Source organism: Salinigranum rubrum (assembly GCF_002906575.1).
Classification (GTDB): Archaea; Halobacteriota; Halobacteria; order Halobacteriales; family Haloferacaceae; genus Salinigranum; species Salinigranum rubrum.
The window spans coordinates 4,010,532-4,035,167 of sequence record NZ_CP026309.1 but is presented as its reverse complement, the minus strand read 5'-3'; the positions used below and the strand labels follow the sequence as shown (position 1 = coordinate 4,035,167).

General features: G+C 67.9%; 31 protein-coding genes. 18 read left to right on the top strand and 13 right to left on the bottom strand.

What is annotated here, in order from left to right:
* The first annotated feature begins 141 nt into the window (after positions 1-141).
* Positions 142-315, top strand: a complete 174-nt coding sequence (locus C2R22_RS25710; RefSeq protein WP_173862822.1) for a DUF5786 family protein — start codon at positions 142-144, stop codon at positions 313-315.
* Between the two features lie 11 nt (positions 316-326).
* Here C2R22_RS25710 and C2R22_RS19970 read toward each other — a convergent pair whose 3' ends face one another.
* From C2R22_RS19970 to C2R22_RS19960, 3 genes are read right to left on the bottom strand one after another with little or no spacing between them, the layout of a single operon-like run.
* Entirely contained in the window at positions 327-1,037 is a 711-nt protein-coding gene (locus C2R22_RS19970) for a DUF7530 family protein (protein WP_103427327.1), read from the bottom strand.
* A gap of 16 nt (positions 1,038-1,053) precedes the next feature.
* Entirely contained in the window at positions 1,054-2,079 is a 1,026-nt protein-coding gene (locus tag C2R22_RS19965; protein WP_103427326.1) for an NAD(P)H-binding protein, read from the bottom strand.
* Between the two features lie 25 nt (positions 2,080-2,104).
* Positions 2,105-2,983, bottom strand: a complete 879-nt coding sequence (locus tag C2R22_RS19960) for a YkgJ family cysteine cluster protein (protein ID WP_103427325.1) — start codon at positions 2,981-2,983, stop codon at positions 2,105-2,107.
* Positions 2,984-3,060: 77 nt separating this feature from the next.
* Between C2R22_RS19960 and C2R22_RS19955 the strand changes: the two genes are divergently transcribed.
* From C2R22_RS19955 to C2R22_RS19945, 3 genes are all read left to right on the top strand, one after another.
* On the top strand, positions 3,061-3,282 hold the full coding sequence (locus tag C2R22_RS19955) for a DUF7561 family protein (protein ID WP_103427324.1): 222 nt from the start codon (positions 3,061-3,063) through the stop codon (positions 3,280-3,282).
* Between the two features lie 30 nt (positions 3,283-3,312).
* Positions 3,313-5,172 (top strand): helicase C-terminal domain-containing protein, encoded by a 1,860-nt coding sequence (locus C2R22_RS19950; RefSeq protein ID WP_103427323.1) that lies wholly within the window; start codon positions 3,313-3,315, stop codon positions 5,170-5,172.
* Between the two features lie 274 nt (positions 5,173-5,446).
* Complete coding sequence (locus tag C2R22_RS19945; protein ID WP_103427322.1) at positions 5,447-5,638, top strand: UPF0175 family protein; 192 nt, start codon at positions 5,447-5,449, stop codon at positions 5,636-5,638.
* A 103-nt stretch (positions 5,639-5,741) separates the two neighbouring features.
* On the opposite strand, the gene C2R22_RS19940 is transcribed toward C2R22_RS19945, so the two are convergent.
* The gene (locus tag C2R22_RS19940; protein ID WP_103427321.1) at positions 5,742-6,875 is read right to left on the bottom strand and encodes a 60S ribosomal export protein NMD3; all 1,134 of its coding nucleotides are present in this window, start codon (positions 6,873-6,875) and stop codon (positions 5,742-5,744) included.
* A 55-nt stretch (positions 6,876-6,930) separates the two neighbouring features.
* Positions 6,931-7,590, bottom strand: a complete 660-nt coding sequence (locus C2R22_RS19935; protein ID WP_103427320.1) for a phosphoribosyltransferase — start codon at positions 7,588-7,590, stop codon at positions 6,931-6,933.
* 616 nt (positions 7,591-8,206) lie between these two features.
* On the opposite strand from C2R22_RS19935, the gene htpX reads away from it, so the two are divergent.
* The 3 genes from htpX (at position 8,207) to radA (ending at position 10,894) form a co-directional block, all read left to right on the top strand.
* Positions 8,207-9,091, top strand: a complete 885-nt coding sequence (gene htpX, locus C2R22_RS19930) for a zinc metalloprotease HtpX (protein ID WP_103427319.1) — start codon at positions 8,207-8,209, stop codon at positions 9,089-9,091.
* A complete protein-coding gene (pspAB, locus tag C2R22_RS19925; protein ID WP_103427318.1) occupies positions 9,092-9,697 on the top strand; it encodes a PspA-associated protein PspAB in 606 nt (201 codons plus the stop codon).
* 165 nt (positions 9,698-9,862) lie between these two features.
* Positions 9,863-10,894 carry a DNA repair and recombination protein RadA gene (gene radA / locus C2R22_RS19920; RefSeq protein ID WP_103427317.1) on the top strand — a complete coding sequence of 344 codons (1,032 nt, stop codon included), beginning with the start codon at positions 9,863-9,865 and terminating at the stop codon, positions 10,892-10,894.
* 80 nt (positions 10,895-10,974) lie between these two features.
* Here the strand turns inward: radA and C2R22_RS19915 are convergent, their stop codons facing one another.
* Positions 10,975-11,385 carry a cupin domain-containing protein gene (locus tag C2R22_RS19915; RefSeq protein WP_103427316.1) on the bottom strand — a complete coding sequence of 137 codons (411 nt, stop codon included), beginning with the start codon at positions 11,383-11,385 and terminating at the stop codon, positions 10,975-10,977.
* Between the two features lie 180 nt (positions 11,386-11,565).
* Between C2R22_RS19915 and C2R22_RS19910 the strand changes: the two genes are divergently transcribed.
* From C2R22_RS19910 to C2R22_RS19865, 10 genes are all read left to right on the top strand, one after another.
* Positions 11,566-11,964: a DsrE/DsrF/DrsH-like family protein gene (locus C2R22_RS19910; RefSeq protein ID WP_103427764.1), complete on the top strand. Its 399-nt coding sequence runs from the start codon at positions 11,566-11,568 to the stop codon at positions 11,962-11,964.
* A 10-nt stretch (positions 11,965-11,974) separates the two neighbouring features.
* On the top strand, positions 11,975-12,214 hold the full coding sequence (locus C2R22_RS19905; RefSeq protein WP_103427315.1) for a sulfurtransferase TusA family protein: 240 nt from the start codon (positions 11,975-11,977) through the stop codon (positions 12,212-12,214).
* 7 nt (positions 12,215-12,221) lie between these two features.
* Positions 12,222-13,364: an NAD(P)/FAD-dependent oxidoreductase gene (locus C2R22_RS19900; protein ID WP_103427314.1), complete on the top strand. Its 1,143-nt coding sequence runs from the start codon at positions 12,222-12,224 to the stop codon at positions 13,362-13,364.
* A gap of 9 nt (positions 13,365-13,373) precedes the next feature.
* A complete protein-coding gene (locus C2R22_RS19895) occupies positions 13,374-13,997 on the top strand; it encodes a DUF1641 domain-containing protein (protein WP_103427313.1) in 624 nt (207 codons plus the stop codon).
* 46 nt (positions 13,998-14,043) lie between these two features.
* The gene (locus C2R22_RS19890) at positions 14,044-14,397 is read left to right on the top strand and encodes a DUF7475 family protein (protein ID WP_103427312.1); all 354 of its coding nucleotides are present in this window, start codon (positions 14,044-14,046) and stop codon (positions 14,395-14,397) included.
* Between the two features lie 362 nt (positions 14,398-14,759).
* Entirely contained in the window at positions 14,760-14,954 is a 195-nt protein-coding gene (locus tag C2R22_RS27195) for a hypothetical protein (RefSeq protein WP_321169879.1), read from the top strand.
* 170 nt (positions 14,955-15,124) lie between these two features.
* Positions 15,125-16,168: a zinc-dependent alcohol dehydrogenase gene (locus C2R22_RS19880; protein ID WP_109745705.1), complete on the top strand. Its 1,044-nt coding sequence runs from the start codon at positions 15,125-15,127 to the stop codon at positions 16,166-16,168.
* Positions 16,169-16,580: 412 nt separating this feature from the next.
* Positions 16,581-16,964 (top strand): 6-pyruvoyl trahydropterin synthase family protein, encoded by a 384-nt coding sequence (locus C2R22_RS19875; RefSeq protein ID WP_103427311.1) that lies wholly within the window; start codon positions 16,581-16,583, stop codon positions 16,962-16,964.
* Positions 16,965-18,047 carry a glycosyltransferase family 4 protein gene (locus C2R22_RS19870; RefSeq protein WP_103427310.1) on the top strand — a complete coding sequence of 361 codons (1,083 nt, stop codon included), beginning with the start codon at positions 16,965-16,967 and terminating at the stop codon, positions 18,045-18,047.
* The gene (locus tag C2R22_RS19865; RefSeq protein ID WP_103427309.1) at positions 18,044-18,991 is read left to right on the top strand and encodes a class I SAM-dependent methyltransferase; all 948 of its coding nucleotides are present in this window, start codon (positions 18,044-18,046) and stop codon (positions 18,989-18,991) included. The genes C2R22_RS19870 and C2R22_RS19865 overlap by 4 nt, the downstream gene beginning before the upstream one ends.
* On the opposite strand, the gene sufU is transcribed toward C2R22_RS19865, so the two are convergent.
* The 7 genes from sufU to C2R22_RS19830 all read right to left on the bottom strand — a co-directional run bounded on the left by sufU (position 18,988) and on the right by C2R22_RS19830 (position 23,558).
* Entirely contained in the window at positions 18,988-19,407 is a 420-nt protein-coding gene (gene sufU, locus C2R22_RS19860) for a Fe-S cluster assembly sulfur transfer protein SufU (RefSeq protein WP_103427308.1), read from the bottom strand. The two genes, C2R22_RS19865 and sufU, sit on opposite strands and share 4 nt — an antisense overlap.
* Before the next feature lie 182 nt (positions 19,408-19,589).
* The gene (locus tag C2R22_RS19855) at positions 19,590-20,099 is read right to left on the bottom strand and encodes a GNAT family N-acetyltransferase (RefSeq protein WP_103427307.1); all 510 of its coding nucleotides are present in this window, start codon (positions 20,097-20,099) and stop codon (positions 19,590-19,592) included.
* A gap of 70 nt (positions 20,100-20,169) precedes the next feature.
* Positions 20,170-20,754: a mechanosensitive ion channel domain-containing protein gene (locus tag C2R22_RS19850; RefSeq protein ID WP_103427306.1), complete on the bottom strand. Its 585-nt coding sequence runs from the start codon at positions 20,752-20,754 to the stop codon at positions 20,170-20,172.
* A 102-nt stretch (positions 20,755-20,856) separates the two neighbouring features.
* Complete coding sequence (locus C2R22_RS19845) at positions 20,857-21,150, bottom strand: hypothetical protein (protein ID WP_103427305.1); 294 nt, start codon at positions 21,148-21,150, stop codon at positions 20,857-20,859.
* A 14-nt stretch (positions 21,151-21,164) separates the two neighbouring features.
* Positions 21,165-21,689 carry a DoxX family protein gene (locus tag C2R22_RS19840; protein ID WP_103427304.1) on the bottom strand — a complete coding sequence of 175 codons (525 nt, stop codon included), beginning with the start codon at positions 21,687-21,689 and terminating at the stop codon, positions 21,165-21,167.
* 284 nt (positions 21,690-21,973) lie between these two features.
* The gene (sufS, locus tag C2R22_RS19835) at positions 21,974-23,251 is read right to left on the bottom strand and encodes a bifunctional cysteine desulfurase/selenocysteine lyase SufS (protein ID WP_103427303.1); all 1,278 of its coding nucleotides are present in this window, start codon (positions 23,249-23,251) and stop codon (positions 21,974-21,976) included.
* Between the two features lie 88 nt (positions 23,252-23,339).
* Positions 23,340-23,558 carry a hypothetical protein gene (locus tag C2R22_RS19830; RefSeq protein ID WP_103427302.1) on the bottom strand — a complete coding sequence of 73 codons (219 nt, stop codon included), beginning with the start codon at positions 23,556-23,558 and terminating at the stop codon, positions 23,340-23,342.
* A gap of 135 nt (positions 23,559-23,693) precedes the next feature.
* Here C2R22_RS19830 and C2R22_RS19825 point away from each other — a divergent pair, with 135 nt between their 5' ends.
* A complete protein-coding gene (locus C2R22_RS19825; RefSeq protein ID WP_162562576.1) occupies positions 23,694-24,626 on the top strand; it encodes a winged helix-turn-helix domain-containing protein in 933 nt (310 codons plus the stop codon).
* Positions 24,627-24,636: the final 10 nt, after the last annotated feature.

Here is a 24,636-nt window from a genome sequence, read left to right as displayed (position 1 = left end):
GGCGGCGTCTACTCGACCGGCACGGTTATGCGTTCCGTGCCGCGTGCCGGCTCGAACCGTTCGCCGGCAGCGTACTATCATGGTCGTTCCGGATGGTCACCGGAACCTATATATTGGCAACTTTCCAAGATAATATGTACCATGTCAATGGGTGCCTATGACGAGGACGAGCACGAGCGACGTGAACAGAAGACCTCGCGGGTCGACGCCGCCTTCGACGACGAGCGAGTTGTGTACCAGGGGACCATCGAGTACGACTCCGGGGACTCCACAGAGGCACTCCTCGACCAGTTCAAGCGCATCAAAGAGCAGTAACGCGACGCTTCTCACTCGGCTTCGACAGTCACCAGAGCCACCGTCGAGACGAGGGTCACCGCGACGACGTGCCCCGCGACAGCCGCGAAGAGCACGGGTTCGGTCGTGAGGAACGGCAAGAGTACCACCTGGATCAGGCCGAACGCGACGTTCGTCGCGTCGGTCCGCCGGAGCGCCGCCGCGGTCGCCGGGTCGAACGTATACCGGTACGAGCGCCACGCGGCGACCACCGCCGCCCACCACGACGTCCCGATTCTGTAGCAGAGGTCCCAGAGGACGAGCAGCATCAGGTAGACGACGACGACCGGCGGTTCCGGCCCGAACAGGGCGGTGAGAATCGTCGGCTCCCCCGACCGGGGTGCGAAGACGAACAGGTGGGTGACGAGCGCGACGAACGCCAGCACGCCCAGCACCACCTCGATTCCGGAGGAGAACAGGAAGCGCTGGTACGCGGTCGGCAGGTCTAATCTCCGGGTGGCGGCGCTGAACCGCAGCATGAGGACGCTCCCGACCGCCGCGACGCCGATGGCGGCCGTCCCCGCCGGGACGACCGCCCAGAGGTCGTACACCCACGCGAGGACGAACAGGCTGACCTGGAAGATGGCGACCTGGAGGGCGACGGCGGCCGTCCCCGACAGCGACGCCCCCGGGAGCGCGCCGACGATGCTCTCGTACACCCACGTCTCGCCGTACTGCGGCCCCTCCTCGTTTGCGACCGTCATCGCCTCACGGGGGGCGTCACTGTAGCTCCGTCCCCGTCCCGACCGCCGGCTCCGGGTCGAACTCACGCACCTCGACGGTCACCGGCTCTCGCGTGTCGGGGTCGCGGCCGAGCGCCCGGGCGACCGCCACGTCGAACGGCGTCAGGTCGACGTCGACCAGGTCGCGGATGCGCGTGTCGGTCACGACGACGGGGTTCTTCAGCCCCTCGATGAGCGGCCGGGCGACCGAGCGGGGCACGTCGGTCACGAAGTCGAGCCAGTACGCCGAGAGCCGCGGCGTCAACACCGGCACCGAAACGATTCGTGGCTCGTGACCCAGCTGTCGTCCGGTCTGTCGCATGATCTCCCCGTAGGTGAGCACCTCCGACCCCCCGATTTCGTACGTCTCGCCCGCCGTCTCCTCCACCCCGAGAACGCCCACGAGGTAGGCGACGACGTCGTCGATGGCGATCGGTTGACAGGGCGTCTCGACCCACCGCGGCGTCAGCATTACCGGCAGTCGGGACGAGAGCTGACGGATGAGCTCGAAGCTCGTACTCCCCTCCCCGACGATGATCGCCGCCCGGAGCGTCGTCAGTTCCGCCTCCCCCTCCGAGAGGATGCGCTCGACCTCCCGTCGGGAGCGGAGGTGTGGCGACAGTCGGTCGCGCTCGCCGCCCAGCCCCCCGAGGTAGACGATGCGCGCGACGCCTCCCTCGGAGACACCGCGGACGAACGTCCGGGCCGCCGTTCTGTCTCTCGTCTCGAAGTCGCCGCCCGAGCCCATCGAGTGGACGAGATAGTACGCCGCGTCGACCCGCAGGTCGCGGAGGACGTCCCCGAGCGACCGCCGCTTCTTCGCGTTCTCTCCCGGGGACTCCCTGTCGACGAGGCGGAACGAGCCCGGGTCGAGCAGGTCGCCCTCGACGACCTCCACCGCCGACGGGCCCTCGTACCGCGTCGCGTCACGGGTCAGGGCGACGACCTCGTGACCCGCGTCGAGGAGGGCCGGGACGAGCCGGCTCCCCACGAACCCGCTCGCACCCGTCACGAACACCTTCATACGCTCCCCGAAGGACGGAAACGAATTAACCCTTGTCGCCGTTCGCCTCCCATCCGGGCGTCGACGGCGCGCCGAGGCGGTCGTCGACGCCCGTGTCCGCGCCGGTGGCGTCCGTGCCGACCGCACCGGCCGTCGCTTCCCACGCCTCGATGGCTCGGCCGACCCACGACGACGCGTCCTCGACTCGCTCGCGGACCGCCGCGAGCCGCGACTCGTCGACGTCGGTCGAGCCCGGAGACGACGCGACGGCGCTCCCGACGAACTCCGCCCTGTCCGCTGCTCGGAGCGCCCCCCGGACGAGTCGGTCGACGACGCCGTCGAGTCGCTCGGGGGCGGGGTGGACGAACACCTTCGTGCCGACCGCCTGCGGACCCAGCGCCAGGTTCCCCGTCGGGGGGTCGCTCCGGTCGCGGAGGCGCGTCCCGCCGTGGACGCGTTCGACCCGCTCGCACTCCGTCTCCTGGTCGAGCGCGAGGTTGTGACCGGGGTAGTCCGCACACTCCCCGGGGTACCGGTCGTCGCCGTGGATGCGACACTGCAGCGTCTCGGGGTCGAGGAAGACGCAGGCAGGGAGCCAGCGTCGGTCGGTCTCGAACGGTGCGACCGGCTTCGGCGGCTTCCGCAGGCCGACGAAGAAGACCGGCCTTCCGTCGATGGCGGCCACGTCGTGCCCGCCGAGTCGGACCCGGTCGTCCCGCTCGCCCGGTTCGAACAGCCGCGGCGTCAGCGCGTCGCCGTACCCCGCGTCGACGAACCCGCTGACCTCGTCGCGGCTGAGCGGCACGAGGTTGTACGCGTCGTCCAGCGGGACGCGCCCCCCGCGACGTTCGTGGTCCAGCGGCTCCGCGGAGAGGGGACGCCAGTCCAGGCAACAGCCCGCACAGCCCGCGCAGTTCACCTCCATGACCGTGAATTGTTGTCAGATAATATAGATTCTCGGCTCCCAGCGCGCTTATCCGACTCCTCTTCGTACCTCCGCCGATGGGCTCTCAACGGTGTGACGGCTGCGGCTCGACGGTCAGAATCGCCGGCGGCATCGGCGACTTCTGGACGTTTTCGAGCGAGACGTCGGGCGGTATCGACCTCGAACTCGCGGACGGGAGCGACCACTTCCTCTGTTTCGACTGCATCGAGCGCCTCCCCGACGACCGCGACGTGACGAGCGCCGACGTCGTCGCCCTGGGTGAGAAAAACGAACGCTAGATTTACCCGCCGGAGTCACGACGCTCCGGTGTGGACCCCTCCCGGATTATCGACGAGTTCCCCGCGCCGTCGTTCAGAGGTGCCCAGGAGCAGGCACTTCACGACATCCGCGACGCGTTCGCCGCCGGCAACGACGTCGTGCTCGTCCGCGCACCGACGGGGAGCGGGAAGTCCCTCCTCGCGCGAGCCATCTGCGGCGCGGCGGCGACCGTCGAGGAGTCCCGGCCCAGAGACGCGACCGACGCGTACTACACCACGCCGCAGGTCTCCCAACTCGACGACGTCGCTTCCGACCCGCTGCTCGACGACTTCCAGGTCATCCGGGGGAAACGCAACTACAACTGTATTCTCGACGGCGAGGAGGACACGCCGGTCAACCAGGCGCCGTGTGCCCGCCAGCGCGGCTTCGACTGCGCGGTCAAACACCGCTGTCCGTACTACTCGGCGCGCGCTATCGCCTCCAACCGAACGATTGCGGCGATGACGCTCGCGTACTTCATGCAGACCGCGGGCTCCGACGTCTTTCGAAAACGAGACGTCGTCGTCGTCGACGAGGCGCACGGCCTCGCAGAGTGGGCCGAGATGTACGCGACCATCGACCTGAATCCGAGGACGGTTCCCGTCTGGGAGGACCTGCGCGTTCCCGCGGTGGGGGAGGCGTCGGACCCGCTCGAACGCACGATCAGATTCGCCGACGCCCTCGTCGGCGTCTGTACGCGGGCGAAAGACGACCTGCTGGCGAAAGAGGAACTCTCGCCGGACGAGGCCGCCCGTCGGGACCGCTTGCAGGAACTCATCTCGGAACTGAAGTGGTTCGTCGACGACGCCCGAGACCCCCAGTCACCGACGACGTGGGTCGTCGACCAGCCCGACGGCGCGGGCTCACAGATACAGATCAAGCCGCTCGACCCCGCGCGCTACCTGAAGCACACCGTCTGGGACAGAGGGAACAGATTCGCGCTGCTCTCCGCCACGATTCTGAACAAGGAGGCGTTCTGTCGCGGCGTCGGGCTGAATCCCGACAGGGTCGCCCTGGTCGACGTCCCCCACACCTTCCCCCTGGAGCACCGCCCGCTGTACGACGTCACGCAGGGGAAGATGACGTACGAGCACCGCGACGACACCGTCCCGAAGATCGCCCGCTTGCTCGTCCGTTTACTCGCGAGACACCCCGACGAGAAGGGACTCGTCCACTGTCACTCCTACAGCATTCAGGAACGCCTCCACGAGCGCCTCGCGGGCATGGGCGTCGGCGCGCGCGTCCGCGCTCACGGGAGGGACGACCGAAACGAGGTGTTAGAGGAGTGGAAGGCGAGTTCCGAGCCGACGCTGTTCCTCTCGGTGAAGATGGAGGAGGCGCTGGACCTGAACGGCGACCTCTGTCGCTGGCAGGTGCTCTGTAAGGCACCGTACCTCAACACGAGCGACTCGCGGGTCGCTCGTCGACTGGAGGACGGCCAGTGGGCGTGGTACCACCGCGCCGCGCTTCGGACCGTGATCCAGGCGTGCGGGCGTGTCGTCCGCGCGCCCGACGACCACGGCGCGACCTACCTCGCGGATTCGAGCCTCCTCGACCTGTTCGACCGCGCCCGGGGCGACCTCCCGCCGTGGTTCCGCGAACAGGTCGACGCCATGCACGCGCCGACGCTCCCCGACTTCGACCCGGCGGCCGCCCTCGCCGGTATCGACGCGACGCCCTCCCCGAGTCGCGTCGACCGCTCGTCGCGGTCGGCCTCTTCGTCCTCCCCTTCGAACTCGTCCGGTTCGACGTCCGCGTCGTCCCCCTCCGATTCCTCCTCGTCCGGGTCACGTTCTGCGACCCGGTCCGCTTCGGGGTCCGACCGCGACCGCGACAGTCGCCACCCGCTCTCGGACGTCTGGGGCGAGTGATTCGCGGCGTCCTCACCGCCGCTACCGTGTGATTTCGTGACGCACATCCACGTTACGCCGTACCGAACGTTCTCCGAAATGGAACGAATCTCCGGCGTTGCCCGCTCGGATTCGACGTAACTAACACGGTTGTTAATTACGTTAGGTGGATGTCCACTGAATGCGCGAAAAAATTTGTTCTTTGAGGACGTTAGAGCGGCAATAACCGAGTGTCTGTGACGGTATCTCACGGTATACTTAACAACTAGGCATCTGTATGAGTGGTTGTACGACGATGAACCCACACGCCCTCAACACGGCGCTCACCCTGTACCGCAGCAGAACGCTCTCCCTCTCTCAGGCCGCCCACCGGGCCGGCTGCTCGGAGCGCGAGATGGTGCGGACCCTCGGCAAGCACGGAATCGCCGTTCGGGAACGGTTCGTCTCCCACACATCGCTGAACAATCCCTCCGCGAGCGCCGACTGACCCCTGCTCGCGGTAACCGTCCAGAGCCCGCCGTTTTCCCCGCCTTCGTCGTTCTCCCCGCCGTCCCCTCGCTCTCCTTCGTGCGTCCGCTCACACCGCTCGACTACTCGTCTTCCGTCTCCGCTCCCTCTTCGGGCAGGACGTGCAGCCCCGCTCGGCTCTTGAGCACGGGGACCGCCTCGGCGGCCGGGTCGAAGTAGTCCGGACGTGAGACCGTCTTCGCCTCGTACGTCTCGGGGTCGAGCACCTGCACCGCGTGGTCGTCCTCGACGGTCACGACCGTCGTCTCCTGTGCGTCCTCGCGGGTCCCCAGGCGGCGTGCGTCCGGGGCGATTCCGTCCTCGTACGCCGCCTCGTAGTTCGCACCCGTCGTCAGTCGGACGCCCTTGAGGCGCTGTCGCGCGCTCCGGACGAGCACCGGTCCGTCGCCGTCCTCGGGGTCGATGACCGTCCCGGGCGGGTACGGTGGCAGGCGGACCGCGAACGTGACCCGATAGACTTCGTTGCCGTCGCCGTCCTCGGTCACGAGCGTCGGGTACTCCTCGACGCTCCCGCCGAGTTCCCGCGTGATGCGCTTGGCGATGCCGCCGCCCATCTGGTTCGTCGATATCTTGATGTCGACCCCGTCGTCGGTCTCTTTCACCTCGGAGATGAACGCGTTTCTGTCACCCGTCGCCTCCCGTTCGGCGATGTACGCCTCGGCGATTTCGACCGCGCGTGTCGTCTCCTCGCGCGTCGGCGCCCGGTCGTCCGCGCGGACCTGTATCTCGGCCGCGTAGTAGCCGCCGGCGATGCGCCCACAGCGGTCACAGGTCCCCCGCGCGATGAGGACGGGCACCGTCACCTCCTCTTCGACGTACGTGCCGCGGACGACGCCGGAGAACCGACAGTGCATCCGGATGGTGTTCTGATCGACCTGCTCGGGTTCGATGCCCCACTGCACCTCCTCGGCCGAGAGGTGGACGCCCAACGCGCCGCCGACTTCGTCGATGGCGACGTCGGTGTAGTCCTCCGCGCCCACGTCGACCCAGCGGTTCCCGCGGTGGACCGCGCCGCAGCCCGAACACACCTGCACCTCGATGCGGTCGGGCGCGTCCACGAGGTCGAAGTCGGCGAAGTAACAGGCGTTACAAAGGACCGCGTCCTGCTCGCGCGGCCGACCCGGCAGGGGTTCCTCGCGCTCGGGAACCGGGTCGCCACACCGCGGGCAGAACTCGCGCGACGCCGCGTCAGTCATACTCCCCTCTACCGGGTCGCCGTGGTTAAGCCCCGCGAACCGCGCGTCGGTCGGACTACTCTCGGTCCCCGCGGCCCCGCTCTTCGTTCTCGCGCTCCCCGAGATACGACCGCGCCTCGGCGTCGCGCACCTGCCGGAAGTCGCGGTAGAACTGCCCGACGGCACCGAACGAGTCGGGCGTCTCGACGGCGACCACTCGCGCGCCCTCGTCGCGGACGCGTCCGGTGGAGTCCGGGGCCGCGACCGGCACCGCCAGCACCACCTCGTCGGCTCCGGCCGCCTGCACCTGTCGAACGCACGCCAGCGCCGTCGCGCCCGTCGCGAGCCCGTCGTCGACGACGACGACGCGCTTCCCATCCAGTCGAGCGAGCGACTCGCCCCGGCGGTACTCGCGGAGCTTCTGGGAGGCCGCCGCCTGCGCCCGCGCCTGCTCTTCCTGCAGGTACGCGTCGTCGACGCCGAGCCGCGAGACTATCTCGTCGTTCGTCCAGACGCTCCCGTCGCCCGCCACCGCGCCGAGCGCGAGTTCGGGGTTACCCGGCGCGCCCAGTTTCACCGCGACGACGACGTCGAGCGGGGCGCCGAGTCGGTCCGCGACGACCCGACCGACCGGCAGCCCGCCGCGGGGGATGGCCAGTACGAGGTCGGCGTCGACACCCTCCTCCACGAGCCGGTCGGCGAGGCGCTCGCCCGCGTCGCTCCTGTCAGCGAACATACGACCGCTACACGCGGCGTGGACAAAACCTCTCGCCCGGTTCCGTGTCGCGTTCTCGTCGGGGAACTCCCCCCGGTGAGCGTACACCCCCCTCCAGAAGCGTGCCGCACCACTCAGATGCGCGTACCGAAGACGACTCCGACGGCGTCGCCGGTGGTTCGATGGGTCATCTCCCAGGGCGACCACGGCCGCCGGTGACGAACGAAGTCGCTCCTCGCGTCTACGTGTGGCGGCGAAAGAACGCACGAACCGCGTGCCGTCGTCGGCACCCTTTTCGACTCAGTACGGGGTGAAGCCGTGTACCTCTCGTGCGTGTGCGAGAAGTTCCTCCGTCGTGTCGAAGGCTTTCCCGCAACTGCACGTGTGATACGCCGATTGGGGTGTCTGACCAACGGCCATATCACCTATTCCAGCGCGCGTCTATAATAATCTTTCGTAGGTTGTATGCTGATACGTCACACAGCGACGAATAACTAGGTATTCGTCACGAACGTCACCCTGTTCGACCTCGTTTGTTACGTTATCTTGTATGTTTGTGGATACCACTCCTGAGGGGTGCCAGCCTACGACACGATCACCCGGCAGGGTTTATGCCGTCGGGCCAGTACACACTCCCATGCAGTGGAAACCAGATTGGGGGCTCCGCGGTCGGATGGTCCTCACCATGTTCCTGCTGTTCGCCCTCTACATCGTCTTCATCGGCGTGTTGAGTCTGTACTTCGGACGACTCCTCCCCGTCGTCGCGTTCATGGGAATCTTCCTGTTCGCGCAGTTCTTCTTCAGCGACAAACTCGCCCTGTACAGTATGGGCGCTCACGTCGTCGAGGAGGACGAGGCCGATGCCGAAATGCGGAAGGTCCACCGGATGGTCTCCCGCCTCTCACAGCAGGCGGACCTCCCCAAGCCGAAGGTCGCCGTCGCCGAGATGTCGATTCCGAACGCGTTCGCGGCCGGCCGCTCGCGGAAGAGTTCCACGGTGTGTGTCACCCGCGGCATCCTCCGGACGCTCGACGACGACGAACTCGAAGGCGTCCTCGCGCACGAACTCGCCCACATCAAGAACCGCGACGTGATGGTGATGACCATCGCGTCGTTCCTCTCGACGCTGGCGTTCCTCATCGTCCGCTGGGGCTGGTTCCTCGGCGGCAATCGGGAGAGAGGCGGCGCGCCCGTCATCGTCGCCATCCTCGTCTCGCTGGTGGTGTGGATCGTCTCGTTCCTCCTCATCCGCGCACTGTCGCGATACCGCGAGTTCTCTGCCGACCGGGGCGGGGCCGTCATCACGGGCAAGCCCTCCGCGCTCGCGTCCGCCCTCCTCACCATCGAGGGGCGGATGGACCGCGTGCCGAAAGAGGACCTCCGCGAGACCTCGGAGATGAACGCTTTCTTCGTGATTCCGATCAAGGGCGACTTCATCGGCCGGGTGTTCTCGACGCACCCCTCCACTGACAGGAGGGTCGAACGGCTCCGCGAACTCGAACGGGAGATGGAAACCGCATAGATGGGCCTCTTCGACTCGCTCAAGTCCGTCCTCGGCATGAGTGCCGAGGCGGACGCGACCCGCGCGGCCGACCCCGAGGACCTCTTCGGGATGTCGACGGCGTATCTCACGATGGAGGCCGATCTCGGCGTCCCCTCGGCGGGCGAGGCGGCGCTGTGCTTTTCGAACGTCGACTCCACGGACTTCGCCTCCACAGTGGAGGAGGTCGAGGCCATCCTCGACGCCGGGAAGGAGGAGACGGGCACCGACCACTGGCGCCACAGCGACGACTACGGCTACCACTGGTTCGTTCTTCACGACGAGGACCCCGAGGACCTCGTCACCTCCGTTCACTTCGCCGCCGACGAGTTCGTCGAGCGCGGCTACGGCTCTCGACTGCTCGCGGCCCTCTTTGCCTTCGAGGACGAGTCGAAGAACGTCTACTGGGTGTACTCCTTCCGCCGGGGCGCGTACTACCCGTTCGTCCCCACGGGGACGAGTTCGCGCGACTCGAAACTCGAATTCAAACTCCAGTCCGTCCTCGACGGCGAACTCTCGGTCGAGGACGACGAGGGCTACTGGTACCCGCTGTGGCCCGACCGCGCCGGGCAGCATCCGTGGGAGTGACGCCGTCCCCGCCCGGTTCGGAGTACTGACGCCGCTCCCTCGCTCGCGGCATCGGATTTGAACCCTCACGCGACGCTCTGACCGACGGCCCTGGCGTCGTCCGATTTCACTTTCACCACGCTGTTAACGAGGCTTTATGTGTGAACGGGCAGAAGGGAGAGATACATGCCAGACGACGACCTCGAGTCCCTCCCCGGTGTGGGGCCAGCGACAGCGGACAAACTCGTAGAAGCCGGTTTCGAGAGCTACCAGTCCATCGCGGTCGCCAGCCCCGCCGAACTGTCGAACACGGCCGACATCGGCGACTCCACCGCGTCGGACATCATCAACGCCGCCCGGAAGACGGCCGACATCGGCGGCTTCGAGACCGGGTCCGCAGTGTTGGAACGCCGGAAACAGATCGGCAAACTCTCGTGGCACATCGACGAGGTCGACGACCTCCTCGGCGGCGGCCTCGAAACGCAGTCCATCACCGAGGTGTACGGCGAGTTCGGTGCCGGAAAGTCACAGGTCACCCACCAGATGGCGGTCAACGTGCAACTCCCCACCGAAGTCGGCGGCCTCCGCGGGAGCTGTATCTTCATCGACTCCGAGGACACGTTCCGCCCCGAGCGCATCGACGACATGGTCCGCGGCCTCGACGACGACGTCATCCAGGCGACGCTCGACGACCGCGAAATCGAGGGCTCGCCCGGCGACGAGGAGACGATGGAGGAACTCGTCAACAGCGTCCTCGACAAGATCCACGTCGCGAAGGCGTTCAACTCCAACCACCAGATCCTCCTCGCGCAGAAGTCCAAGGAGATCGCCTCCGAACACGAGGACAGCGAGTGGCCCGTCCGCCTGCTCTGTGTCGACTCGCTCACGGCTCACTTCCGCGCCGAGTACGTGGGTCGTGGCCAACTGGCGGACCGCCAGCAGAAGCTCAACAAGCACCTCCACGACCTGATGCGCGTGGGGAATCTCTACAACAGCGTCGTCCTCGTGACGAACCAGGTCGCCTCCAACCCCGACTCGTACTTCGGCGACCCCACCCAGCCCATCGGCGGGAACATCCTCGGTCACACCTCGACGTTCAGAATGTACCTCCGCAAGTCGAAGGGCGACAAGCGTATCGTGCGACTGGTCGACGCTCCGAACCTCGCCGACGGCGAGGCCGTGATGCGCGTCCAAGACGGCGGCCTCAAGCCCGAGTAGGGGCTCGACCGGCGGCCGACGGCCTCTTGTTTTCGGCACTCACAGCGAACCGTTCCCCGAGCGACACGCGTCTCCGTCGGTCACTCCCGTTCGGCGAGTAGTTCTTCGCTCGTCCGAACCTGCGTGACCGGCCGGCGCCCCTCCGGCGGCCAGCCGATGGCGACGAGTCGACACGGGCGGTCGAACGGGTTGTGGACCAGGTGAACTCCCTCTGGACCGGCGGCGAACCGGACGGTGTCGCCCGGTTCGGCCACGAAGCGGTCGTCGGCGACTTCGACCCGACACCGCCCGTCCGACACGTGGATCAGTTCCTCCTGGTCGTCGTGGTAGTGGAAGTGGTTCTGCGAGAGGCGCTCGCCGGGTTCGAGCACCGCGACGTTCAGATTGAACGCCTCGATGTCGAGAAGTGGCGACAACTCCCAGCGCTGTCCCGGCTTGTCCGCTCGCGTCTCGTGGTCTTGCAGTCGTAGCCGCTGCCAGCCATCGGTCATCTCGCTACACAGTGTCGGACGGGAGTATAAACCCTGTCCCGAGCACCACGGGTAGGGGGTTCGAGACGCTCGCGTGCTCGGTCAGCCGTGACGTGCCCGACTCGCTCGTTCCCACAATCTTGGAATCTCTATACAATATTATCTCCGAGTCGAGCGTCCCTCTACGTGTAGGTGTCCACGATGAACGGATTCGCCGTCGTCCTCGCCTCCGAGGACCTAGAGGAGTTGACCGCCGCCAGCACCATCGCGTCCGTCGCTGCCGCGTCGGACGTCCCGGTCGAGATGTTCGTGACGATGAACGCGCTGGGAGCGTTCGAGCACGAAACCGTCGAAACCCGGTCGTTCGAGGCGGGCGCCGTCGGGCAGGCGATGCTCACGCGCGAAGACGTCCAGGTACCGCTGTTCGTCGACCAGCTCCGCGACGCCAAGGAGCTGGGCCCCCTCTCCATCTACGCCTGTACCATGGCGATGGAGCTGATGGGCCGCTCCCTGGATGACTACGTCGACGTCTTCGACGACGAACTGGGCGTCGCTGGCTTCCTGAACCACGCGATGGACAAGCAGGTCATGTTCATCTGAGGCGATCACAATGAGCACACTAACTCCGGACGTCACGGTCGACTCGCGCGGTGCCGGCTGCCCCGGTCCCCTGATGGACCTCATCGGGAAGGTCAAGAAGGCCGATCCGGGCACCGTCATCGAACTACAGACCTCCGACACGGGCTCGAAGGACGACGTGCCCGAGTGGCTCGACAAGGCGGGCCACGAACTCCTCGAAATCGTCGAGCACGACGACTACTGGAGCATCTACGTCCGCACGACGGGGTGAAGAAACCATGACACAACGAATCGTCATCGTCGGCGCTGGCACTGGAGGCTCGGTGCTGGCGAACCGACTCGCGGACCGACTCGCCCCCGACATCGACGCGGGCGACGTCGAGGTAACGCTCGTCAACGAGAGCGAGATGCACGTCTACAAGCCCATCTGGCTGTACGTCGCCTTCGGCAAGCGCGACCCTGAAGACGGCGTCCGACCGGTGGTCGACCTCGTCGACCCGCGGGTCTCGCTCCGCTTCTCGCGCGTCGAGGCCATCGACGCGGAGGAAAAACGGCTGGCGCTGAACGGCGGCGACACGCTCGCGTACGACTACCTCGTCCTCGCGACGGGGGCGCGAATCGTCCCCGACGAGGTTCCCGGCCTGCAGGAGGCGGGCCACGACTTCTACAGCGAGGAGGGAGCAATCGCGCTCCGTGACGCGCTCGCCGACTTCACCGAGGGACATCTGGTCCTCTCGGTCGTGGGGACGCCGCACATGTGTCCCGCCGCGCCGCTGGAGTTCGTCTTCATGGCGGACGACTGGCTCCGTGAGCGCGGCATCCGCGACCAGGTGGACATCACGTACACCTACCCCATCCAGCGCGTCCACGGGAAGCCGACCATCGCCGAGTGGGCCGCTCCTCGGATGGACGCGCGCGACATCCGCGCCGAGACGTTCTTCAACGTCGAGACGGTCGACGCCGAGGCGGGGGTGTTGAAGTCGCTTGAGGGCGAGGAACTCGCGTACGACCTCCTCGTCACCATCCCGCCGCACGACGGCGTGCCGATGATCCGTGAGGCTGGCCTCGGCGACGACGGCTGGGTCGCAGTCGACCGGACCACGCTCGAAGCCACGCACGCCGACGACGTGTTCGCGCTCGGCGATGCCGCCGACGTGCCCGCTCCGAAGGCCGGCAGCGCCGCTCACTACCAGGCGAGCGTCGTCGCCGACCGACTCACGAGCCTCGTCCACGGACAGGTCCCGACGGCGACGTACGACGGCAAGGTCGTCTGCTTCCTCGAAGCCGGGATGGACGAGGCGACGTTCGTTTCGTTCGACTACACGCACGAACCCCAGTTGCGCCCCGAGTCGCGCCCGGTCCACTGGGCGAAACTAGCGTACAACGAGTCGTACTGGCTCACCGCCAGGGGGCTTCTGTGAGGTGATTCGATGAGCGAATCATTCACCGACGCGCTCGCCGACTCGGAGTACGACTCCCTCGAAGCCGTCGTCGCCGAGAACCCCGAGGCCGTCGCCGCGTTCGTCCGCCGACTCGACGCGGTGAACGAACTGCTCGACGTGGTCGCGCTCGGCACCTCCGCGCTGGAGGACGACATGGTGGCCGAACTCGCGGGGACGGCCGCGACGCTCGCCGAGGCGGGCGACGGCCTCGCCACCGAGGAGACGGTTCGACTCGCCACGCTCGTCGGCGAGCGCGGCGACGACCTCGCTGCCTCCCTCGAAACGCTCGTCGAACTCCAGCGGGCGGGGACGCTCGACGAACTCGTCGGCTTCGTCGACGCGCTGTCGCTCCTCACCGCGGCGCTGGAAGACGACATGGTGGCCGAACTCGCCCGGACCGGGTCGCGTCTCGGCGAAGTCGCCGACGAGGCGTCTCGGCCCGAGTCCGTGCGGGGGCTGACCCGCCTCGTCCGCGCGGTGGGTGAGGCCGAGGCGGCGGAAGCGGAACCGGTCGGCCCCGTCGGCCTGGCGAAGGCGACGCGCGAACCGGCGGTGCGGTCGGGGCTCGGCTACCTGCTCGCGCTCGCGCGTGCGGTGGGTCGACAGCGCTGACGGCGCGCACGAGTTTTTATCCCGTTCTGTGGGTTATACATGTGATATGGTTACTCTCGACACGGACTCGATGACGACGCTCCACTGGATCGGGGTCGCTCTCGCGGCGGTGTCCGGAATCGTCCACCTCGTCCTCGGCGTCCGCTTCCTCCCGGGGGCGTTCGGGATTTCGTTCCTCGTCGCGACCGTCGGTTTCGCCGCCGGCATCGCCGCCATCCTTCTGAACTATCGACGACGCCTGTTCTACGCCGTCGGTATCCCGTTCACCGCCGGACAGGTCGTCATCTTCGCGTGGACGGTGGTCCAGGGGATCAACGAACTCGGCGCCATCGCCATCGTCGACAAGGTCGCACAGATCGGGTTCATCGTCGTCCTCGTGCTCCTCCTCCAGCGCGACTGACGCATGATGGTCACCTCCCACGCCGTCGTCGGCGTCGCGCTCACGACGCCGGTGCTGTTCGTCGCCCCGGAACTCGCGCCCGTCGCCGCGCTCGCGGGCTTCGCGGGGGGTGTCCTCCCCGACCTCGACCTCCTCGTCGGCACCCACCGGAAGACGCTTCACTTCCCACTGCTCGGCTGGGCCGTCGCCCTCCCCGTCCTCGTCGTCGCTTCTGTCACTCGGACGCCGGTCGCCGTCGGACTCGCGGCGTTCACGGTTGCGAGTGCGGTTCACGCGGGGATGGACGCGTTCGGTGCCGGCGAGGAACTCCGGCCCTGGGAGCGAACCAACCCCGACGCGGTCTACCTCCACGCCCGCGGGAGGTGGCTCCGCGCCCGGTACTGGGTGCCGTACGACGGCTCCCCGCACGACCTGGCGGTGACGCTCGTCGGCGCGCTGCCCGGACTGGTGTTCTTCTCGGGACCGTCCGACTCCTCTGTGCGCTCGCCGTCGCCGTCGCGGCCCCGTACACGCTCGTCCGAAAACGGCTGCCGCCGTACTTCGAGCGCATCGTCTGACCCGGTCGGCTGTCGCCGTGTGACGGGAGTCGGCACCGCGGCCTCTTCACGAGCGGATAGCCGGCGGTACGACCTCCGAACCGAGCGCTCCGCGTCCACGACAGCTTTACACCGGACGACTCCTACGGTCCGGCTATGCACGGGAGGACGCGGTGGTCCGGGGGCACGCGATGACCGCCGAGAGCGGAGCGGACGTCGGCGGTGGCGGCGACGGCGCGGCGCGACGGGTGCGCTTCGTCGCCCCTCGCCGAGTCGAAGTGGTCCGAACGCCCGTCGAGACGCCCGCCTCCGACGAGGTCCGGGTCGAAGCGTCGCTCTCTGCGGTCAGCCCGGGGACGGAACTGCTCGTCTACCGCGACCAGGTCCCGGCGGACCTCCCGCTCGACGAGACCATCGACGGACTCGGACACACCGCTACCTACCCGCTGTCGTACGGCTACGCCACCGTCGGACGGGTCACGGCCGCCGGCGCCGACGTCACCGACGACTGGGTTGGCCGGCGCGTCTTCGCCTTTCATCCCCATGCCAGTCACTTCTGCGTCGACCCGTCCACGCTCGTCCGCCTGCCCGCGGGCGTCACCGACGAGGACGCCGCCCTCCTCGCGATGGTCGAGACGGCGGTGAGTCTCGTCATGGACGGCCGCCCCCGCATCGGCGAGCGCGCCGCGGTGTTCGGACAGGGCGTCGTCGGCCTCCTCACGACGGCACTGCTCGCGCGCCATCCGCTCTCGAAGCTCGTGACGTTCGACCACTACGCCGCCCGCCGGGAACGCTCGCTGTCGCTGGGTGCCGACGCCTCGCTCGCGCCCGACGCCGCCGGCGAGTCGTTCGATACCGGTGACGGCCGCGCCGACATCTCCTTCGAGGTGTCCGGCAACCCCGCCGCCCTCGACGCGGCGCTCGATACCACCGGCGACGACGGCCGCGTCGTGATCGGCTCGTGGTACGGCGCGAAGCCAACCGAACTCGGCCTCGGCGGTCGCTTCCACCGCAGCCACATCCGCCTGCAGGCCAGCCAGGTTTCGCGCATCGACCCGGCGCACGCGGGCCGGTGGGACAAAGAACGGAGAATGGGTCTCGTGCTCGACCTCCTCGCGGACCTCGAACCGTCGCGGCTGGTGACGCACCGGCTTCCCGTCGAGAGTGCGCCGGACGCGTACCGACTGCTCGACGAGTCGCCCGACGAGGCGCTGCAGGTGCTCTTCGAGTACTGATCCTCGCTGTCGTCGACGCTCCGCATCGCAGGCGCCGTCGGCGATGGTCCGGTCGGGACGAGTGTGGGTGAACGAATCGATAGCAGTCGATAGCGTCGGCGTTCACGATGCAGTCGGCGGGTTCGGGGCTCGCGACGACGGAGAGCGCACGAAGACGATGGTCGCGCGGTGTCTGCCTCGCTCCTCCCCAGTTCGGTGTCTCCGCGCCGTTCGTTCGCCGCACGCCACCGCTGAAACGGTGCGGGAGGACGTGGCTCCTCCGCGCGTGTCGTGCGGTGTTCGCGTCGTCACTCCTCTCTTGGGCGACGAATCCACTCCCACACGACCACCACCGAACTCTCCCCGTCCCGAACGATGCGGCCGCACACCACACGAGACGCACCTTTACAACCGCTCCCCCAACGCCCTGCGCATGTACACCGTCACCGTCGTCCGCCCGCTCATCGCCCAGCACTTCCTCACCGTCCCGAATCCCGGGCCCGAGGGCGACCTCCACTCGCACCACTTCCGCGTCGAGGTCGAACTCGCCGGCGAGGAGTTGAACGAGTACGACTACCTCGTCGACATCGACGAGGTGGAGGCCGCCCTCGACGCTATCGAAGCGCGGTACTCGGACGAGACGCTCAACGACCTCCCGGAGTTCGAGGGGTACAACCCGAGCGTCGAGCGGTTCGCCCGCGTCGTCCACGAGCGTCTCTCCGAGGAGGTCTCCACCGGGGGCGTCGACCGCCTCACCGTCACCATGTGGGAGGACGACGTCGCCAACGCCGCCTACGCCGCCGCTCCCTCCTCGTAGATGCGGGTCGCCTTCGTCGTCCCCGGCGACTTCGACACCACCTCCGGCGGGTTCCGGTACGACCGCCGCCTCGTCGCCTCGCTCCGAGAGACGGACGACGTGACCGTCCACTCGGTCCCCTGGCGGCGCTATCCGCTGGCCGTCGCCGACGCCCCCACCACCCCGCTATCACGGTTTTCGAACCAGGCCGACGTGGTCGTCGTCGACGAACTCGCCCACCCGACGTTCGCCCCGCGCTGTGGTCGGTCGCCCGGAGACGACACGCCCGTCGTCGCCCTCGTCCACCACCTCCGGTGCGACGAGGGCGGTCCCGAAGCACCCGTCGCCCGCGCGCTCGAACGCCGCTTTCTCGCCCGCGTCGACGCCGCCGTCTGCACGAGTTCGGCGACCGAACGCGCGGTCGAGACGCTCTCTCCGTCGCCGCTCCCGACGCTCGTTGCGCCCCCCACGGCGGACCAGTTCGACCCCGACGTCTCCGGGGAGGACGTCGACGCCCGATCGACCGAGACGCCGTTTCGGGTCGTCTTCCTCGGGTCGGTCGTCCCGCGCAAGCGGCCGCTCGCGCTCGTCGACGCGCTCGCGGCGCTCGACGACCCGTGGGAGGCCACGCTCGTCGGCCCGCAACCGGACGAGCGGTACGCCGCGCGGGTTCGAAGCCGGTGTCGCCGTCGCGGCGTCGCCGACCGCGTCACCCTCGCGGGGCCTCTCGAAACGGCGGACCTCGCGGACGTACTCCGCCGGAGCCACGTCCTCGCGCTTCCTTCCCGACACGAGGGGTTCGGCATCGCCGCGCTCGAAGGCATGGGGTTCGGCCTCCCCGCGGTGGTGACTCACTCGGGCGGGGCGACCGACCTCGTCACCCACGGCGAGACGGGCTTTCTCGTCCCGCCCGAGGGCGTGGGTGCCGTCGCCGCGGCGCTGTCGGCGCTCGCCGGGGACAGAACGCGCCTCGCCCGGATGGGCCGGGCCGCACTCAACCGGTACCACGCACACCCGCCGTGGGAGGAGACGGCAGAGCGGGTCCGGTCGTTCCTGTCCCGGTTGGCGGATGAGTCAGTCACGCCCACGCCGGAGGCAGCGTGAAGGGCGACTTCGAGCGGTACCTCTCCGCGAAGGCGACGGTCGACGACCGCGCGCTGAACCGGGAGGTCCTCGCGCGGTTTCGCGACGACGTCCTCACACAGCGCGAGCCGCGAATCCTCGAAGCCGGCGCGGGCACCGCGGCGTTCTGCCGACGGTTCCTCTCGTGGGAGGACCTCCCCGACTGCACCTACGTCGCCGTCGACACCGACCCCGACCTCCTCGCGACGGCCCGCGAGCGCGTTCTCGAAGCCGCGCGCGAGGAAGGGTTCAGCGCGTCGCTCGCCGACCCCTCGCTCGCACCCGGGCCCGTTCCCGACGTCGACGGGGCCACCACCGTCGCGGCCATCCGCCTCTCCGGCCCGGCCCGCATCGACGTCTACCTCGTCGCCGGCGACGCGCTCGCGGTCGCTTCCCGGGGGTGGGACGTCCTCGTCGCGCAGGCGTTCGTCGACCTCCTCTCGCCTCCCGACGTCGAGCGACTCGTGAGCGGCGTCGCCGCCGGCGGTCCCGTCTACTTCCCCATCACGTTCGACGGCGGCACCGCCTTCTCGCCCCCGCACCCGGCCGACGACGCCGTTCTCGACGCGTACCACGCGACGATGGTCGGCGACGGCGAGGGTGACCGACTGGGCGCGCGCGCCGGTCGACGGCTCCGAACGCTCCTCCCCGACTTCGGCGTCGACCTCGTCTCGGTCGGCGACTCGGACTGGTGCGTCGAGCCCACGGACCGGGCGGGCGAAGGAGCGGGCGATGAGAGCAAGTCGTACCCCGCGGACGAGGCGTACTTTCTCGCCGTCCTCGTCGACACCGTCGCCGACGCGGTCCGCGGGAGGCTCTCGGACGAGACGGTGGACGCGTGGCTCACTGCACGGAAGCGTCAGCGAGACACGGGAGAACTCCGGTTCGGCGCGCGGAACCTCGACCTGTACGGGCAGCGAAGCTAGTCTTCGGTCGTCGTCCGGTCGATTTCGAGTTCGCCCGTGTGGATGCGGGCGCCGTCCTGGGCGACCTGTCGCGCGAGGACGGCGCACTTGATGCGCATCGGGCTGATGTCGACGCCGAGCATCTCCGTGACGTCGTCGGTGTCGAGGTCGGCGAGTTCGTCGAGCGTCATCCCCTGCAGTCGCGAGGTGAGCATCGACGCCGACGCCTGCGAGATGGCACAGCCGTCGCCACTGAACGAGGCGTACTCGATGGTCTCGCCGTCGTCTTCGAGTTGGATGTCGACGCGGATGGTGTCGCCACACGAGGGGTTCTCGCCCGTGTGGGTGAACGTCGGGTCCTCGAGTTCCCCGTAGTTCCGGGGGTTCTTGTAGTGGTCGAGGATCTGCTGCCGGTACATGTCCGAGCCCAGGCCCATTGTGTTTCACGCTAGGGAAGAGCGCTGTAAAACAGTTCCGCCACTGCCCACAGCCACCGATATCGCCTCCTCGCGTCCGGTGAATCCGGTTCGTCTTCGACCGACCGAAGCGCTCTCTCCCGCGCTCTCCACCGATTTCTGTGGTCGTACCGACCCGCGACCCGTCGACGCGCTCGACCGGATCAGACGAACCCCCCGTCCGACCCCGATTCGAGCACGTACCTTCGCTCCGGGTAAGTCTCCTCGCCGATGGTGGTCGTCCGCTCGTCGGCGAACTCGAAGCCGAAGTGCTCGTAGAAGTCGGCCCCGGGTTCGTTCGCCGCGAGCACCATCGCGTTGATCCGTTCGACGCCCTCGGCCCCGAGGTCGGCACACGTTCGTTCGAGCAACGCGCGGCCGATCCGCTCGCGCCGGTGGTCGGGGTCCACGTAAATGCGGAGGATGTACCCCGTCGCGTCCTCGTCGCTCCACGTCGCGTGGGAGAACCCGACGATTTCGTCCGCTTCCGCGACGAGCACGAGCGTCCGCTCCGCCCCGAGTTCGGCCTCGATGCGTTCGGGCGCGTACCAGTCGTTGACGGCCGTCTCGACCGTCTCTCGGGTCAGTGCGGGCCGGTAGTCGGTTCGCCAGGACCGCTCCGCGACCGCTCGGACGGCGTCGACGTCTTCCCGTGTCGCCTGTCTGATAGACATGTGTTCACGTACCACGCGAGCGACGATACGCTTTCGGCGTCGGCCGCGCGTCGTCGGGGCTCCGTGGCTCTCAGCCGCTCGACTCGTCCGCCGTCGCCGTCGCGAGCGACTCGTCCTCCAGCGTCCACTTCTTCTCGACGGCGCTGTTGGCGACCACGACGGTTTCGCCGCCGTCCAGTTCGAACCGGCTCTTGCGCAGACCGATGTCGGTCACTTTGCCGGTGGTCTCGTCGGCCGTGACGCGGTCACCGGGGTTGAAATCGGGGTCTCGAAGCAGGTAGACGCCGGCGACGGTGTCGGCGATCATGCTCGACAGCGCGTAGGAGACCCCCAGCGCGATGAAGCCGGCGGCCGTCCCGAGGCTCGCGGCGATGTCGCCCATCCCGAGTATGTTCAGGAGGGTGAGCGCCACCGTGAACCAGAGGAACACCCCGACGACGGTCGTCGCGAGGTTCACGATGAGGTCCTGTTCGTCGGGGTAAATCGCGTCGAGCGTTCCGCGGACCACTCGGAGAACGATCTTGATTCCGACGTAGGCGACGGTGACGAAGACCAGCGCCATGATGAGATTCGGGACCGCATCGATGAGGCTCTGCTGGATACCGATGACCGTCTCCTCGACGAGTTCTGCGAGAAAACCGACGGATGACTGCATGGGTTCATGCCACGGCCGGACTCCAAAAACGGTTCGGCCGCTCGGACTCACGTCGGGTACGCGAGCGAGAAGTGCCGGTTCAGGACGGACTCCGCGCGCACGTCACGTGTTCGCGGGCGCGCCCGCCCGCTCCTCTCTGTCGGTCCCCTCGGCCAGCGTCATCCTGTAGAGGCCCCAGAGGAACAGCACCACGAGGCCCGCGACGACGAGGCCGGTCCGGAGCACGGGGTCGACCGCCGGGGTGGCGACGACTTCGCCCGCCTCGTTCGTCACGGGGGCCGCCCCGTAGGGCTGTCCCGCGAGAATTTCGACGATACCGAGGACGACGACGCCGACGAGCATCGTGGCGCCGGCCAGTCCCAGTGCGAGTCTGTCGACGGTGTCTTGTGGTTGCATCTGTGGTCACCTCCTCAGCCGAGCAGGTACCGGAGCTTCGGGTGTGCGTTCACCAGGCGGGTCTTCTCGATGATCGCGTCGAGCCCGTAGTACCGCCCCGCCGCGAGCACGATCATCGTGACGAACAGCAGCAGGCCCATCAGGTCGCTGTTGACCAGGCCGTGGCCGAATTCGGCGTTGCCGACCCAGAACAGGGTCATGAAGACGACCCCGCCGAAGGCCGCCAATCGGGTCAGGGCACCGACCATCAGCGCCAGCCCGATGAGCGTCTCGAACAGCGGGACGCCGGGTTCGATGAGCCACGCGAGGTGGGTGCCCGTCCAGACGGGGATGGGACCGAGCGCCGTGCCGGTCATCCCTTTCAGGTAGGCCGGACCGGCGGTGAACGCGAGGCCGTCCTCGATGAGCTTCGTCACGCCGGCGTGGAAGAACCACCAGCCGGTCAGGACGCGCAGCATCGCCATCCAGTAGGCCGCGAGCGGGCCGTCAGCTTCGAACGCGAACTCGTTCTTCAGCCGCGTCTCGGGTTGGTACGCCATCGGTCTCACCTCACATGTGCGGGTTGCGGGTGAAGAGGGGTATAAATCCGACCAGCTTCCCACCGGCTGAAAACCGGTCTCGTGTCCCGACCGGCGGGTGCATATACTCTCCCGGGTGTTCCCAGTCCGTGAAAATTCGCTGGGTGTGCGAGAGACACGGTGTTCGTACCCTGTCACGCAACCACCGACAGCCTCGACACGAGAGCTACCTCCCGCTTCTGTCACAAACGATGCGTCCTACCCACTGGCCGACTCGCCGACTCGAAAACCACCGACGACGAGTCTCAGGCGAACAACTGCCGAGCCTCGTCGACAGCGTCGACCAGCGCGTCCACTTCCTCGCGCGTGTTGTAGATGTAGAAGGAGGCGCGCGCGGAGGCCGCAGCCCCGAGTTTGTCGTGCAGCGGCTGGGTGCAGTGGTCGCCGGCGCGAATCGCCACGCCGTGGTCGTTCAGGATGGAAGAGAGGTCGTGGGCGTGGACCGAGTCGAGGTTGAACGACACCAGCCCACCCCTGTCGTCGCCCGGCGGGCCGTAGATGGTGACGTCGTCGAACTCGGTCAGTCGGTCGTACGCGTACTCGACGAGGTGGTCCTCGTGGGCCTGGACCTTGTCCATCCCCAGGTCGTCGAGGTAGTCGACGGCGGCGTGGAGCGCGACGCCCTGAGCGATGGGGGGCGTACCGGCCTCGAACTTCCACGGGAGGTCCTCCCACGTCGAGTCGTCGTAGGTGACAGAACGGATCATGCTCCCGCCGTAGAGATACGGCTGCATCTCGTCTAAGAGGTGTTCCTTCCCGTAGAGGACGCCGATACCGGTCGGACCGCACATCTTGTGGCCCGAGAAGGCGAAGAAGTCGGCGTCGATCTCTTCGACATCGACGGGCCTCGTGGGGACCGACTGCGCCCCGTCGACGAAGACGTACGCGCCGACCTCGTGGGCTACGTCCGCCAGTTCCGAGACGGGGTTGACGGTGCCGAGGGTGTTCGAGATGTGCACGACGGAGACCATCTCGGTCGAGTCGTCGATGAGGTCGCGCGCGTGGTCCATGTCGAGGTAGCCGTCCTCGTCGACGCGGATGTACCGGACCTCAGCGCCGGTTTTCTTCGCGATCTGTTGCCACGTCACGAGCGAGGCGTGGTGTTCCATCTCGGTGAGCACCACCGAGTCGCCCGGGCCGAGTTCCGACAGACCCCACGCGTAGGCGACGAGGTTCATCGACTCCGTGGTGTTCTTCGTGAAGACGATCTCTTCTCTCCCGTCGGCCCCGATGAACTCGGCGACGCGGTCGTGGGCCTGCTCGTACGCGACCGAGGCCTCCTGGCTCAGGTGATGGATGCCCCGGTGGACGTTCGAGTTGTAGCCGCGGTAGTAGTCGCAGATGGCCTCTACCACCGACTCGGGCGTGTGACTCGTCGCGGCGTTGTCCAGGTAGACGAGGGGGACGGTGTCGTCGGGTCCCTCCCCGGGCGTCTCCGGGTCGCCGCCGACCTTCCGGCCGAGGATCGGGAACTGCTCCCGGATGGCCTCGACGTCGAGGGGGTACGATTCCTGCGTTTCCATTAGGGATACCTAAAGACTCGAACAACAACACACCTTCGGTCCGACACGCGAAATGTAACGACACGTGGTTGCGTCGGGTCCGAACGAGTTACCGTGACGCGTTCCCCGTGGTCGCTTCGGCGTACGCGCGAACGCCGTTCAGATAGCTGTAGACGCCCACGAGGACGACGCCGAGCAGGATCAGCCCTCCAACGACCCCGACGACCGGGTTCACGGCGACGGCGAGGAGCACGAGCGCGAGCGCGACGAGGACGAGCGCGCCGACGACGAGGTCGAGCCTGAACAGGAGGGCGCTGGAGGGTGTCATACCGCGCGTACGTTCTCGACCCAGATGAGTTCGTACGGTCGCCTGTGGTACTGGTCCCTCACCGAGCGCCGAGCGCCGTCGAACGGGGGCCTGCGTGTCCGGAGCTTTATCGTCCGGTTCGTGGTACGTGAACACATGACGTTCAGGGAGGAGGGAGAGGCCGCGACGCGGTCGCCCGACAGCGTCTTCGGGCTTCTGGGCGACGAGACGCGACTCGGCATCCTGCAGGCGCTGTGGGAGCGGTACGACCCGAACGCGACCGACAACGCGGTTCCCTTCTCCGAACTCTTCGACCGGGTCGACGTCGCCGACACCGGGAACTTCAACTACCATCTGGGGAGGCTGACCGAACACTTCGTCCGACGAACCGAAGGGGGATACGAACTGACCGCGCCGGGGCTCAAACTCGCCCGGGCGGTCGTCGCCGGGGGCGTCACGGGCGACCCGGTGCTCGAACCCACCCCGGTCGACGCGGCCTGTGAGCGGTGTGGCGCGCGGATGGCCATCGACTACGAGGACGGGACGACCTGGGTGCGGTGTACCGCCTGTGAGGGGTACTGGCCCCGGCGCGGGGGCGAACTCTTCGGCTTCAGCCTCCCGCCCGCGGGCCTCCGCGACCGCGACCCCGACGGAGTCCTCGCCGCCACCATCGTCTACTCCATCCACCGCTTCGAGACGATGACCCGGGGCGTCTGCCCCGAGTGCGGCGGTGCCGTCGACGCCGCGCTCGCCGTCTGCGAGGACCACGACCCGGACGGCGGGGTCTGCGAGGCGTGTGGCTCGTCGTTCCTCGGCGTCGTCCGGTTCGTCTGCACCACGTGCAAGTTCGCCTGGCGCTGTCCCAGTTACGCGGTGGTCAGCCATCACCCCGCCCTGGTGTCGTTCTACTACGACCACGGGGTCGAACACGTTCCTGCCACCTGGGCGGGCATCGCTCGCGGACTCCACTGGGCGGAGGACCTCGTCTCGACCGAACCGGTGACGCTCCGACTCACCGTCCGTCACGACGGGGACCGGATCCGCTTTCTCCTCGACGACACTGGAACGGTTGTCGACGTGTGCGACTGAGTTCTCGCAG